Source organism: Pseudomonas fluorescens (genome assembly GCF_000802965.1).
GTDB lineage: Bacteria > Pseudomonadota > Gammaproteobacteria > Pseudomonadales > Pseudomonadaceae > Aquipseudomonas > Aquipseudomonas fluorescens_A.
Window position 1 is genome coordinate 168,702 of sequence record NZ_JSAK01000004.1, and the last position, 12,457, is coordinate 181,158.

Genomic DNA, 12,457 nt, shown 5'->3' on the forward strand with positions numbered 1-12,457 from the left:
TGATGGACCTGTTTCGCAGTGCCCCGATCGCTCAACCATTGGCCGCCCGCCTGCGCGCGACCAATCTGGACGAGTACGTCGGTCAGGAACACGTGCTCGCTCGCGGCAAGCCTTTGCGCGAGGCCCTGGAGCAGGGTGCCCTGCATTCGATGATTTTCTGGGGCCCGCCGGGCGTGGGCAAAACCACCCTGGCGCGGTTGCTGGCGGAAGTCTCGGATGCGCACTTCGAAACGGTTTCGGCGGTATTGGCCGGGGTCAAGGAAATCCGTCAGGCGGTCGAGATCGCCAAGCAGCAGGCCGGGCAATACGGCAAGCGCACCATCCTGTTCGTCGATGAAGTGCACCGTTTCAACAAGTCCCAACAGGACGCGTTCCTGCCGTACGTTGAAGACGGCACGCTGATTTTCATCGGCGCGACCACGGAAAACCCGTCCTTCGAACTCAACAACGCCTTGCTGTCCCGCGCCCGCGTCTACGTGCTCAAGAGTCTCGACGAAGCGGCCCTGCGCAAGCTGGTGCACCGCGCGCTGACCGAAGAGCGGGGGCTGGGCAAACGTGACCTGACCCTTAGTGATGAAGGTTTCCAGATGCTGCTGTCGGCCGCCGATGGCGATGGCCGACGTTTGCTCAACCTGCTGGAAAACGCCTCGGACCTCGCTGAAGACAACAGCGAGATCGGCACTGAGCTGCTGCAAAGTTTGCTCGGTGATACCCGTCGCCGTTTCGACAAGGGCGGCGAAGCGTTCTACGACCAGATTTCCGCACTGCATAAATCGGTGCGCGGTTCCAATCCCGACGGCGCTTTGTATTGGTTCGCGCGGATGATCGACGGCGGTTGCGATCCGCTGTACCTGGCCCGGCGCGTGGTGCGTATGGCCAGTGAAGACATCGGCAACGCTGATCCACGTGCGCTGAGCCTTTGCCTGGCGGCGTGGGAAGTGCAGGAACGCCTCGGCAGTCCCGAAGGTGAGCTGGCAGTGGCGCAGGCCATTACCTATCTGGCCTGCGCGCCGAAAAGCAACGCGGTGTACATGGGCTTCAAGGCCGCCATGCGCAGCGCCACCGAACATGGCTCGCTGGAAGTGCCACTGCATTTGCGCAATGCGCCGACTAAGCTGATGAAGCAGCTCGGCTATGGCGACGAATATCGTTATGCCCACGATGAGCCGGACGCGTACGCCGCTGGCGAAGATTACTTTCCGGAGGAACTTGAGCCGCAACCGTTCTATCAGCCGGTGCCGCGAGGCCTGGAGTTAAAGATCGGCGAGAAGCTCAATCACCTCGCTCAACTCGACCGACTAAGCCCCCGGCAGCGGAGAAAATAGTGGTTCCCTTGATCGTTGCGGTTTCCATCGGCGGCATCGCCGGCACGCTGTTGCGTTTTGCTACGGGTAACTGGATCAACGCTAATTGGCCGCGGCACTTCTATACCGCGACGCTCGCCGTTAATATCGTGGGCTGTTTGCTGATCGGCGTTCTATACGGTCTGTTTTTGATTCGCCCGGAGGTGCCCATTGAGGTGCGTGCCGGGTTGATCGTCGGCTTCCTCGGAGGGCTGACGACTTTTTCATCTTTTTCACTGGATACCGTGCGTCTGCTCGAAAGCGGACAAGTTCCGCTAGCATTGGGCTATGCGGCCATCAGCGTATTCGGCGGGCTGCTTGCCACCTGGGCTGGCCTGTCCTTGACCAAACTTTGATAACGAGAGACCGATATGCTCGATTCCAAACTGTTACGTAGCAACCTTCAGGACGTAGCGGACCGCCTGGCATCCCGTGGCTTTGCCCTGGATGTCGCGCGCATCGAAGCGCTGGAAGAACAGCGCAAGACCGTCCAGACCCGCACCGAAGCACTGCAGGCTGAACGTAATGCGCGCTCCAAATCCATCGGTCAGGCCAAGCAGCGCGGCGAAGACATCGCGCCGTTGATGGCGGACGTCGAGCGCATGGCGGGCGAGTTGAGCGCCGGTAAAGTCGAACTGGACGCGATCCAGACCGAGTTGGACTCGATCCTCCTCGGCATCCCCAACCTGCCGCACGAATCCGTGCCGGTCGGCAAAGACGAAGACGACAACGTCGAAGTGCGCCGCTGGGGCACGCCGACCGCGTTCGATTTCCCGGTTCTGGACCACGTGGCCCTGGGCGAGAAATTCGGCTGGCTGGACTTCGAAACCGCCGCCAAGCTGTCCGGCGCCCGTTTCGCCCTGCTGCGCGGCCCGATCGCGCGCATGCACCGCGCCCTGGCGCAGTTCATGATCAACCTGCACGTCACCGAGCACGGTTACGAAGAGGCTTACACACCGTATCTGGTCCAGGCGCCTGCGCTGCAAGGCACCGGTCAGCTGCCGAAATTCGAAGAAGACCTGTTCAAGATCGCTCGCGAAGGCGAAGCCGATCTGTACCTGATCCCGACGGCCGAAGTGTCGCTGACCAACATCGTCGCCGGCGAAATCGTCGATTCGAAACTGCTGCCGATCAAGTTCGTGGCTCACACCCCGTGCTTCCGCAGTGAAGCCGGCGCATCGGGTCGCGACACTCGCGGCATGATCCGCCAGCATCAGTTCGACAAGGTCGAAATGGTGCAGATCGTTGAACCATCGACCTCGATGGAAGCGCTGGAAGGCCTGACCGCCAACGCCGAGAAAGTCCTGCAACTGCTGGAATTGCCGTACCGCACGATTGCCCTGTGCACCGGCGACATGGGCTTCTGCGCGGTCAAGACCTACGACCTGGAAGTGTGGATTCCGAGCCAGGACAAATACCGCGAAATCTCGTCGTGCTCCAACTGCGGCGACTTCCAGGCCCGTCGCATGCAAGCGCGTTTCCGCAACCCGGAAACCGGCAAGCCTGAGCTGGTACACACTCTGAACGGTTCGGGCCTGGCGGTCGGTCGTACCCTCGTCGCTGTGTTGGAAAACTACCAGCAGGCCGACGGTTCGATCCGCGTGCCAGACGTACTGAAACCGTACATGGGTGGCCTCGAGGTCATCGGCTAAATGAAATATCTGCCGCTGTTCCATAACCTTCGCGGCAGTCGTGTGTTGGTTGTCGGTGGGGGGGAGATTGCCTTGCGCAAATCCCGCCTGCTGGCCGATGCCGGTGCGCTGCTGCGGGTGGTCGCACCTGAAATCGAAACGCAGCTGAGCGAACTGGTCGCTGCCAGCGGTGGTGAGTGTGTGTTGCGTGGTTACGTCGAGGCGGATCTGGACGGCTGCGGCTTGATCATTGCCGCTACTGACGATGAATCGCTCAACGCACAAGTCTCCGCCGATGCCCATCGGCGTTGCGTGCCGGTCAACGTGGTAGACGCACCGGCCCTGTGCAGCGTGATCTTCCCGGCGATCGTGGACCGCTCGCCGTTGATCATTGCCGTGTCCAGCGGCGGCGATGCGCCAGTGCTGGCGCGTTTGATCCGCGCCAAGATCGAAACCTGGATTCCTTCCACCTACGGTCAACTGGCCGGACTGGCGGCGCGTTTCCGTAATCAGGTCAAAGGCCTGTTTCCGGATGTGCAACAGCGTCGTGCGTTCTGGGAAGACGTTTTTCAGGGTGCGATTGCCGACCGGCAACTGGCCGGGCAGGGTGCTGAAGCCGAACGTTTGCTGCAAGCGAAGATTGATGGTGAAGCGCCGGTGGCCACTGGCGAGGTGTATTTGGTCGGTGCCGGGCCGGGTGATCCGGACCTGCTGACCTTCCGCGCCTTGCGCCTGATGCAGCAAGCCGATGTGGTGCTGTACGACCGGTTGGTGGCGCCGGCGATTCTCGAGTTGTGCCGCCGCGATGCCGAGCGGGTTTACGTCGGCAAGCGCCGCGCCGATCACGCCGTGCCGCAGGATCAGATCAACCAGCAATTGGTGGACCTGGCCAAGCAAGGCAAGCGTGTGGTGCGGTTGAAGGGCGGTGATCCGTTCATCTTCGGCCGTGGCGGTGAAGAGATCGAAGAATTGGCGGCCCATGGTATCCCGTTCCAGGTTGTGCCGGGTATCACGGCGGCCAGCGGTTGCGCGGCGTATGCCGGGATTCCGTTGACCCACCGTGATTACGCGCAGTCTGTGCGGTTCATTACCGGTCACCTGAAGGATGGTACGACTGATTTGCCGTGGGCTGATTTGGTCGCGCCAGCGCAAACCCTGGTGTTCTACATGGGGTTGGTGGGCTTGCCGAGCATCTGCGAGCAGTTGATCAAGCATGGTCGCGGCGCGGACACCCCGGCGGCGTTGATTCAGCAGGGCACGACGGTCAATCAGCGGGTGTTTACCGGCACGTTGGCCGACCTTCCGCGCCTGGTGGCGGAGCATGAAGTGCATGCGCCGACGCTGGTGATCGTGGGGGAAGTGGTGCAACTGCGAGAGAAACTGGCGTGGTTTGAAGGGGCTCAGGGGCAACTCTGAACCGGGTGTGCCAATCGCTGGCAAGCCAGCTCCCACAGGTTTTGTGTTGAAGCGACAATCTTCAACATCACATAGATCACTGTGGGAGCTGGCTTGCCAGCGATGAGGCTTTCAAAGCCTACGTAAATTTCAGGCCCTGCGCCAAACCCCTTTGCCGCTCACCCGCTCCCGATCATGGGCAGTGGTGAAGTCCTGCTCCGGCCCTTTCGGCACGATGCCCGTCGGGTTGATGGTCTTGTGACTGCCGTAGTAGTGATTCTTGATGTGCTCAAAACTCACCGTCTCGGCAATGCCCGGCCACTGGTAAACCTCGCGCAGCCAGTTCGACAGGTTCGGGTAATCGGCGATCCGATGCAGGTTGCACTTGAAGTGCCCGTAATACACGGCGTCGAAGCGAATTATCGTGGTGAACAAGCGGATGTCCGCTTCGGTCAGGTATTCGCCCGTCAGGTAACGGTTGGCACCCAGCACCTGTTCCAGTCGAGCCAGTTCCGCAAACAATTCGTCGAACGCTTCTTCATAAGCCGTTTGCGAGGTAGCAAACCCGGCGCGGTAAACGCCGTTGTTCACCGCCGGATAAATCCGCTCGTTCAGCGCATCAATCTCGCCACGCAGCGCCTGCGGATAGAAATCCAGGTCATTGCCGGTCAGCTCATCGAATGCGCCGTTGAACATGCGGATGATCTCCGCCGATTCGTTGTTGACGATGCGCTTCTGCTGTTTGTCCCACAGCACCGGCACGGTGACGCGACCGGTGTAATCGGCGGTGTCGGCGGTGTAGCGCTGATGCATGAAGTCGAAGTGATCGAGTTTGTCGCCGGTTGAGCCGTGGGCCTTGTCGAAGGTCCAGCCGTTTTCCAGCATCAAGTAGCTGACCACCGATACGTCGATCAGGTTTTCGAGGCCTTTGAGTTTGCGCAGGATCAGCGTGCGATGAGCCCACGGACAGGCGAGGGACACATAGAGGTGATAACGCCCCGCCTCAGCGGCAAAGCCTGCGACACCGGTCGGGCCCGGCTGGCCGTCAGCGGTCACCCAGTTGCGACGCTGCGCCTGTTCCCGCTGGAACGCGCCGTCCTTGCTGCTTTCGTACCACTTGTCCTGCCAGCGACCTTCGACTAATAAACCCATGTTCGCGACTCCTCAACCGATAAGCGTTGGAGAAGAGTCTATGCCGATAGGTTCGATAAAAAAGCGCAAAGGTTGGGCGGTTATGATCGGTTAAATCGATCTGTCCCGCGCATCCCAATATTGCTGGGCGGTTTCGAACGCCTGCTCGCGGGTTTGGCCGAGGCCACGCATGGCCAGGGCCATGGTGGAAATCAGGGCCATTTGCGGGTAGCTGTCGACCGCATCACCGCGCCACACGGCTTTCAGATGCTCGGGTTCGAGGCTGGCCGGTTTGACGTGGCGCTGGCTCGACAGTTGCGGCCATTCCTCATCCCAGCTTTCGCCACCGGTGGTGCCGTACAAGTGGCTGTCGGCGTCCGGGTTGATCTCGATCTCGCCGCCATCGCCCTTGACCACGATCGCGGTGTCGCCGAGCAAGCCGCTGGCATCGCGATGCACTGCCTGGTAGCCGGGGTGGAAGATGCTTTGCAGACCACAGCGCGCGCCGAGCGGGTTGAGAATTCGCGCCAGCGAGTGAATCGGCGAGCGAAGACCCAAAGTGTTGCGCAGGTCGATCATGCGTTGCAGTTGCGGCGCCCAGTCCAGCAACGGCATGAAGGCGAGGCCGCCGTTGTCCAGCGCCGTACTGACCTGTTGCCAGTTACGGCACAACGGGATGTTCAGCTCATCCAGCAGCTGTTCGCTATACAAGCGACCCGCCGTGTGGGCGCCAGCGCCGTGCATGAAAATTCGCACGCCGTTCTGCGCCAGGCACTTGGCGGCCAACAGATACCACGGCAAATGACGCTTCTTGCCGGCGTAGGTCGGCCAGTCCAGGTCGACCGCCAGCGCAGGCGGATTCAAGCGTTCACGCAAGGCTTCGGTGAAACCGGCCATTTCCTCGGCGCTTTCTTCCTTGTGTCGCAGCAGCATCAGGAACGCGCCGAGCTGGGTGTCTTCGACCTTGTCGTCGAGCACCATGCCCATGGCTTCGCGTGCTTCTTCGCGAGTCAGGTCGCGGGCGCCGCGTTTGCCTTTGCCGAGGATTCGCACGAACTGGGCGAACGGGTGCTCGGCGGGTGTTTCGAGGGTCAGCGCTGGATAGTCGGTCATAAGCAATTCGTCGGTTTGGGCAGGCCCGCCAGTTTCGCGGCGAGTTTGGCGGGGGTGCCTTTGAACAGTCGGTTCAGGTGCAGGCTGTTGCCTTTTTCCGGGCCGAGCTTCAATGCGGTGTACTTGATCAGCGGACGGGTGGCCGGTGAGAGCTGGAATTCGGCGTAGAAACTGCGCAGCAGCTCGAGAATTTCCCAGTGTTCCGGGCTCAACTCGATGTCTTCGGCCGCCGCCAGAGCAGTGGCCACATCGGCGGACCAGTCACTTAGCTCGACCAGAAAGCCGTCCTTGTCCAGTTCGATGGCGCGGGCGCCGATCGTTAATGCATTCATAGCCAGCTGTTGACCTTGTCATGGTGGATCGACAGCTCGACGAAAGCCGGGTATTCGATGGCCTTGGCCCAGTCCGGGATCTCGATGGCGCGTGCCTGGGCATCTTCGGCCAGGACGTAGAGAGCCAGGCTGCGATCGTTTAGCGCGCTGAAAGGTGCAGTGCCCGGCTGCAAGGCATAGGCCGCGTCGCCGGACAGCAGCAACGCATCGTTCGCGCCGATCACGCGCAGGCAGCTGCTCAGGCGATCGTCGCCGAACGGAGAGTGAGACAACACATGCAAAGTCGACATCAGAGGGTGATCACCTGGTCGTAACGGTCAATGAGTGCGGTAATTTCGTCGGCGGCCAGCGCTTGGGCTTCCTCCAGCGACAGTGCTTCTGGGGCCAGGCCTCGTTCGGCAACGCTGTCGCTACAGACAAACAGTTCTTCAACGCCAAACATCGGAAGGGCTTGCAGGTTGGCGCTCAGGTCTTTCTGTTGCAGGGCCTTGGCGTTCTGTTGCGCGGCGAGTTGAAACACGCCGTCATCGAGAAACAGCAGGCCAATGGGCAGATCGAACGCGCCGCCGGCCAGCACGATGTCCAACGCTTCGCGCGCACCCGGGCCGGACCATGGCGATTGGCGGCTGATGATCAATAAGGATTTAGCCATCTCAAGCGCCTCCGAAACAGATCAGACGGTCAGCGTCCTGCACCGCATCGTGCAACTGGCCGAGGCCGGACAATTCCCACGGCGCACCGACGGCGATGGCTTCGCGTTGATAGCGCTTGGCTTCTTCCTCGTTCAACACGCCTCGGCGCAGAGCGGCGGCGATGCACACCACGCCGTCCAGTTGGTGCTCGCTGACGAAGGAGCACCATTGCTTGGGCAAATCCTGCTCGTCCTGGGGCGTAACCACGCTGCTGGACGCGTTGAACACGCCATCCTGGTAGAAAAACAGCCGGACAATTTCATGCCCGCCGGCCAGCGCGGCCTGGGCGAACAGCAAGGCGCGGCGCGAGGAGGGCGCATGGGCGGCGGAGAATATGGCGATGGCGAACTTCATGACGGACTCGATCAGCGAAACTGCGGCCATGATAAAGCTTTATCGGCGGGGCGGCTAAATCGATGTTGTTTGTGCGGGCCTCATCGCTGGCAAGCCAGCTCCCACAGGTTTGCGGTGAACCCGCAATCTTAGGCATCACACCAATCCCTGTGGGAGCTGGCTTGCCAGCGATGGTGGCCGAACAGGCAACGTAAAACTCAGCGGGGCATGTAACCTAACTGCCAACGCCGGGGGATTTTCAGCGACAGCAAACCCAGCGCGGCAGCCAACAAACCGCTGGCAAACAACGCCTTGAGCCCGAACTGATGTTCCAGCACGGCGCCGAGTACCGCGCCGGCAAACATGCCGGTCCAGGGAATCAGTTGCACGCGCCAGCCATTACGGCGTTCGCCGAGCATCCAGCGACCCAACCCGCGGCCGAAGCGCGACAGGGCGCCGGTGACGTAAGTCAGGCCGACCGGCAGGCCGTTGACCTCTTCCACGGCGGCATTGAGCATGCCCATGGCGATGATCGCCGCCAGCAGGGCGGGCAACTGCGAGTCATAAGGCCAGGCTGCGGCGCCACACAGAAGGGCAGCAATGCACAACAGCAACGGCAGCGACCGGCGCCCGCCGAGGCGGCTGACAATAATGCCCAGTGCGTTGCCGACGATGAAGGTGGCGATGAGCAGCACCAGACGCAGGGTCAACCCCAAGTCCCCGGCACTGATGGCAACGGCCATACGGGTGGTGTTACCGCTCATGAAGGACACAAAATCGCCGCTGGCCATGAAGCCGATGGCGTCGGTCATTCCGGCCAATACCGAAAGCATGGCCACCAGGCTCAAGCCGATGCGCCCACGCCATTTCTGTGTGTGCAGATGGCCGGGACTGGCGTGAGTCTTGGAGGCGGTAGGCAGCATCGGTGCGGTATTCCTTCAGCAAAAGTTACGGTTCAATCCCGTATAAGTCGCAATATTCCAGCCAGTCCATGCCGGCCATCTCGGCCACTTCCTTGTGCACTTCAAGGCGTTGGGCCTGATAGTCCTCAGGGGTAGCGGCGGTCAGTTGCAGGGTCAGTTCCCAGGCGAACAGGCCGAGGCGCTCGGCTTCCGCTTCGAAGGCCTCGTGCAGACGCTCATCGCGATACTGCGCCGCGGTTTCGCCCTTGGCTTGTGCCAGCAACGGGTTAAGGTTGTCGAGTTCGACGCGCAGCTCGGGACGTTCATCGAGAAACTTTTTCAGCGCTTGTTCATGTTGCTGCTCGGATGCCGCCATGGTCGCTCCTTGAGAATGGATTACGAAGACTGTTTCTTGCTGGCCTTGGCCGCAGCCGCCAGACATTCGAGGGCAAATTGCTCGGTGTAGGTCATTTGGATCGGCGTGGTTTCGCCTTTGACGGTTCGTTCGCCATCGAGGATGTAACGGATCCGCTTGTCGGTGACGCCAATGCGCTTGGCGATCCAGGAGGGTGTCTGCCCGATCTGGCTGATCAGCTTGTCGGCGTATTCAGTGGTCGGTTTGTAAAACTCGGCGTTGGGCGTCATGGGGTTTCCAGTCAAAGGTGCGATGCAGCGTTATGGCGCGACAGGGTGCGCGAATCGTCGCGTGGTGTCGCGGTATAAATGAAGTAAAGCAGAACGATAGGCGGTGCCACGGTGATACAGTCCGCTTTTTCCTGATGAGTGAATGCAATGCGAATTCTGATGGTGGCGCTGGCCGTTACCTTGCTGGCGGGATGCGCGGGCTCGGCAATGAACGATGCTCGCACCAAGGCCCCGTACAAAACCCTGAACTCGGACAAGCCGGCAAAAGACGTCGCCCAGTGTGTGCAGTTTTCCTGGCAAGACGAAGCGGTATTTGGTGTTGACGCTGCTGCGTACCTGGAGCCTGCGGAGAAGGGCGGCACCACCGTTTACAACCGTTCGGCGGAGTCTTTCGTGGACGTGACCACCGATGCCAACGGCACCGTGTTGAGCTACTACGCGCAAAAGGACGACTTCGTCGCGAAGCGCCGGTTGGCAGCGTTGGCCACGTGCCTGTGATCGTATGAATTGACGCAAACCCCTTGTAGGAGCCGGCTTGCTGGCGATGGCGATTTCATAGACGCCATCGCCAGCAAGCCGGCTCCTACAGGTTATGCGTCGGTCTTCAGGCGCTTTTGGAAAAAGAAGTGCTTATGCCCCGGCGGGTAGTCGGCGATGTGACCGATCTCGCTGTAGCCGCATTTCCTGTAGAAATCCGGCGCCTGGAATTCGAACGTGTCGAGCCAAAGGCCGACGCATTTTCTCTCCCGCGCCAAGTCTTCAGCCATCTGCATCAGCTGGGTGCCCATGCCCTGTCCACGGGCCTGTTCCGGCACCGACAGCAAGTCGATGAACAGCCACTGGTAAAACAATCGGGCGTAGAGTCCGCCGAGAATCTGGTCGTTTTCGTCGCGTACCAGCAGGGCAATGTTTTCGGGTATGGCGCCGTCGGCTTTCGACGCGTTGTAGGCGCGCAACGGCAGCAGAATGGCCTGGCGTTCCTCTTCCGTGGGGGTAGGCGAGAACTCTATTCGCAACGTCATGGCTATGTCCTTATGGCTGTGAACGCCCAGCCTAACGTGGTCGCCGCTAATGTTCCATCGCCGCAACCGGTTGGAACCGTCGCTCGCGCGCAGATGTCATTGATTAAGACGCGTCATCCCGAACGCGACCGATGAGGACACGCCGTGAATATTTTCGAAGCCTTGCGTGAAAGCCATGAACGCCAGCGTACCTATGCCAAAGCACTGATCAAGACCAGCGGCGACACCCCTGAGCGTGTCGAAGCCTACAAACAGCTGAAATCCGAACTCCAGGCCCACGAAACCGCCGAAGAGCGGCATTTCTATATTCCGTTGATGGAGTTCGACAACGGCGTCGACCTCAGCCGCCATGCGATTGCCGAACATCACGAAATGGACGAAATGATGGAGGAACTGGACGAAACCGAGATGTCCAGCCCGGCCTGGCTGGCGACCGCGAAGAAGCTGTCGGAAAAGGTCCATCACCATCTCGAGGAGGAAGAGCAGAAGTTCTTCCAGATGGCCGGCAAACTGCTCGATGACAAACAAAAAGAAACCCTGGCGGGGCAGTACTTGAAGGAATACAAGGCGCAGCTCTCTTGAGGGAACAGTCGCAAGCCTTTCCTGTTTTCACCTAACATGCAGGACTTCAAAAAAACAGGATGCGCTGTCATGTCGAACACAGCCGAACGGGTCAACATCCTTGAGTCTCAGGTGTTGTCCCACGACTGGTATCTGCTGAAGAAAATCACCTTCGATTACCAACGCAACAACGGCGAATGGCAACGCCAGACCCGTGAGGTCTACGACCGGGGCAATGGTGCAGCGATTCTGCTGTACAACCGCGAAAAGAAAACCGTAGTGCTGACCCGACAGTTCCGGTTGCCGGTGTTCGTCAATGGTCACGACGGTTTGTTGATCGAAGTGGCGGCAGGGCTGCTCGATGGCGCGGCGCCCGAGGACCGCATCCGCGATGAAGCGGAGGAAGAGACCGGCTACCGCGTGCACCATGTGCAGAAGGTTTTCGAGGCTTACATGAGCCCGGGTTCGGTGACGGAAAAACTGCACTTTTTCATCGCTGAATATGACGCGGCTTCCAAGGTCAGCGACGGCGGTGGGCTGGAAGAAGAAACCGAAGAACTGGAAGTGCTGGAATGGGCATTCGAAGAAGCGCTTGAAGCGTTTTATCGCGGGGAAATCTGCGATGCGAAGACCATCATGCTGTTGCAGTATGCGGCGATGAAAAACATTTTTTCTGATTGATCCGTTCCGCATTTGTGGCGAGCAAGCTTGCTCGCGCCGGGCTGCGAAGCGGCCCCCAAAAAATGTCTGAATTGTCGAAGATTTTTACCAGCGCTACGCACTGGAGCGGGAGCAAGCTCCCTCGCCACAAAAAGCAGGTTGCATCAGCTCGAAAACAAATCGTCCATTTTACAGGCCCCCGACCATTCACAGCCCTCGAGCGTCAGCAGGCGCTCCTTCGCCTCAAGCCCCCCGGCAAACCCTGTCAATTTCCCCGACGCGCCAATCACCCGATGACACGGCGCGACAATCGATATCGGGTTCTTGCCGTTCGCCGCACCCACCGCCCGGACCGCGCTAGGGTTGCCGATCTGCTCGGCGATCTGGCTGTAGCTGCGGGTCTCACCGAAGGGAATGGTCAGCAATGCTGCCCAGACTTTTTTCTGAAATTCCGTACCCACGAAATCCAGCTCCAGATCGAACCGGTTGCGCGTGCCCGCGAAATATTCGCGCAGCTGTTCGGCCGTGCGCAGCAGGATCGGATTGTCTGGCGCTTCAGTCATCGGACCGAGTCGCACCCGACCCGGTTTGTCGTTTTCCCAGAGGATGGCAGCCAGTCGTGAACCGTTCGCGACCAGCTTCAACTCGCCGACCGGCGAGGCCAGGGTGATACAGGTGTAGGTCATGCCGCAGGCCA

Annotated in this window: 18 protein-coding genes; 7 read left to right on the plus strand and 11 right to left on the minus strand. The window is 60.2% G+C overall.

All coding sequences use genetic code 11. The annotated features are described in order from the left end of the window. Positions 1-2: 2 nt before the first annotated feature. The 4 genes from NL64_RS04355 to cysG are packed head-to-tail and all read left to right on the plus strand — an operon-like array spanning position 3 to position 4,390. Complete coding sequence (locus NL64_RS04355) at positions 3-1,325, plus strand: replication-associated recombination protein A (RefSeq protein ID WP_034146925.1); 1,323 nt, start codon at positions 3-5, stop codon at positions 1,323-1,325. After that, positions 1,325-1,699 (plus strand): fluoride efflux transporter CrcB, encoded by a 375-nt coding sequence (gene crcB, locus NL64_RS04360; protein ID WP_034146926.1) that lies wholly within the window; start codon positions 1,325-1,327, stop codon positions 1,697-1,699. Before NL64_RS04355 ends, crcB begins: the two co-directional genes overlap by 1 nt. Positions 1,700-1,714: 15 nt before the next feature. After that, the gene (serS, locus tag NL64_RS04365; RefSeq protein WP_034146927.1) at positions 1,715-2,995 is read left to right on the plus strand and encodes a serine--tRNA ligase; all 1,281 of its coding nucleotides are present in this window, start codon (positions 1,715-1,717) and stop codon (positions 2,993-2,995) included. Continuing rightward, positions 2,996-4,390, plus strand: a complete 1,395-nt coding sequence (cysG, locus tag NL64_RS04370; RefSeq protein WP_034146928.1) for a siroheme synthase CysG — start codon at positions 2,996-2,998, stop codon at positions 4,388-4,390. Between the two features lie 129 nt (positions 4,391-4,519). Here cysG and NL64_RS04375 read toward each other — a convergent pair whose 3' ends face one another. From NL64_RS04375 to NL64_RS04415, 9 genes are all read right to left on the minus strand, one after another. Then, on the minus strand, positions 4,520-5,521 hold the full coding sequence (locus NL64_RS04375; protein WP_034146929.1) for a glutathione S-transferase family protein: 1,002 nt from the start codon (positions 5,519-5,521) through the stop codon (positions 4,520-4,522). A gap of 90 nt (positions 5,522-5,611) precedes the next feature. Beyond that, complete coding sequence (locus NL64_RS04380) at positions 5,612-6,613, minus strand: glycosyl transferase family protein (protein ID WP_034146930.1); 1,002 nt, start codon at positions 6,611-6,613, stop codon at positions 5,612-5,614. After that, positions 6,610-6,945, minus strand: coding sequence for a TusE/DsrC/DsvC family sulfur relay protein (locus NL64_RS04385; protein ID WP_034146931.1), 336 nt, complete (start codon positions 6,943-6,945; stop codon positions 6,610-6,612). Before NL64_RS04385 ends, NL64_RS04380 begins: the two co-directional genes overlap by 4 nt. Then, complete coding sequence (gene tusB, locus NL64_RS04390) at positions 6,942-7,235, minus strand: sulfurtransferase complex subunit TusB (RefSeq protein WP_034146932.1); 294 nt, start codon at positions 7,233-7,235, stop codon at positions 6,942-6,944. The genes NL64_RS04385 and tusB overlap by 4 nt, the downstream gene beginning before the upstream one ends. Further along, on the minus strand, positions 7,235-7,597 hold the full coding sequence (tusC, locus tag NL64_RS04395) for a sulfurtransferase complex subunit TusC (protein ID WP_034146933.1): 363 nt from the start codon (positions 7,595-7,597) through the stop codon (positions 7,235-7,237). Before tusC ends, tusB begins: the two co-directional genes overlap by 1 nt. Position 7,598: 1 nt before the next feature. Then, positions 7,599-7,991 (minus strand): sulfurtransferase complex subunit TusD, encoded by a 393-nt coding sequence (tusD, locus tag NL64_RS04400; RefSeq protein WP_034146986.1) that lies wholly within the window; start codon positions 7,989-7,991, stop codon positions 7,599-7,601. A 197-nt stretch (positions 7,992-8,188) separates the two neighbouring features. Beyond that, positions 8,189-8,893, minus strand: coding sequence for a YoaK family protein (locus tag NL64_RS04405; protein WP_034146934.1), 705 nt, complete (start codon positions 8,891-8,893; stop codon positions 8,189-8,191). Between the two features lie 25 nt (positions 8,894-8,918). Then, positions 8,919-9,248, minus strand: coding sequence for a DUF6388 family protein (locus tag NL64_RS04410; protein WP_034146935.1), 330 nt, complete (start codon positions 9,246-9,248; stop codon positions 8,919-8,921). Between the two features lie 20 nt (positions 9,249-9,268). Then, positions 9,269-9,517, minus strand: a complete 249-nt coding sequence (locus tag NL64_RS04415; protein ID WP_034146936.1) for a hypothetical protein — start codon at positions 9,515-9,517, stop codon at positions 9,269-9,271. A 147-nt stretch (positions 9,518-9,664) separates the two neighbouring features. On the opposite strand from NL64_RS04415, the gene NL64_RS04420 reads away from it, so the two are divergent. Next, on the plus strand, positions 9,665-10,015 hold the full coding sequence (locus NL64_RS04420; protein ID WP_034146937.1) for a hypothetical protein: 351 nt from the start codon (positions 9,665-9,667) through the stop codon (positions 10,013-10,015). Between the two features lie 92 nt (positions 10,016-10,107). On the opposite strand, the gene NL64_RS04425 is transcribed toward NL64_RS04420, so the two are convergent. After that, positions 10,108-10,539: a GNAT family N-acetyltransferase gene (locus tag NL64_RS04425; protein ID WP_034146938.1), complete on the minus strand. Its 432-nt coding sequence runs from the start codon at positions 10,537-10,539 to the stop codon at positions 10,108-10,110. Positions 10,540-10,683: 144 nt separating this feature from the next. Between NL64_RS04425 and NL64_RS04430 the strand changes: the two genes are divergently transcribed. After that, positions 10,684-11,121 carry a hemerythrin domain-containing protein gene (locus NL64_RS04430; RefSeq protein ID WP_034146939.1) on the plus strand — a complete coding sequence of 146 codons (438 nt, stop codon included), beginning with the start codon at positions 10,684-10,686 and terminating at the stop codon, positions 11,119-11,121. A gap of 69 nt (positions 11,122-11,190) precedes the next feature. After that, positions 11,191-11,781 (plus strand): NUDIX domain-containing protein, encoded by a 591-nt coding sequence (locus NL64_RS04435; RefSeq protein WP_034146940.1) that lies wholly within the window; start codon positions 11,191-11,193, stop codon positions 11,779-11,781. A gap of 143 nt (positions 11,782-11,924) precedes the next feature. Here NL64_RS04435 and NL64_RS04440 read toward each other — a convergent pair whose 3' ends face one another. Beyond that, on the minus strand, positions 11,925-12,446 hold the full coding sequence (locus tag NL64_RS04440) for a methylated-DNA--[protein]-cysteine S-methyltransferase (RefSeq protein ID WP_034146941.1): 522 nt from the start codon (positions 12,444-12,446) through the stop codon (positions 11,925-11,927). Between the last annotated feature and the right edge of the window lie 11 nt (positions 12,447-12,457).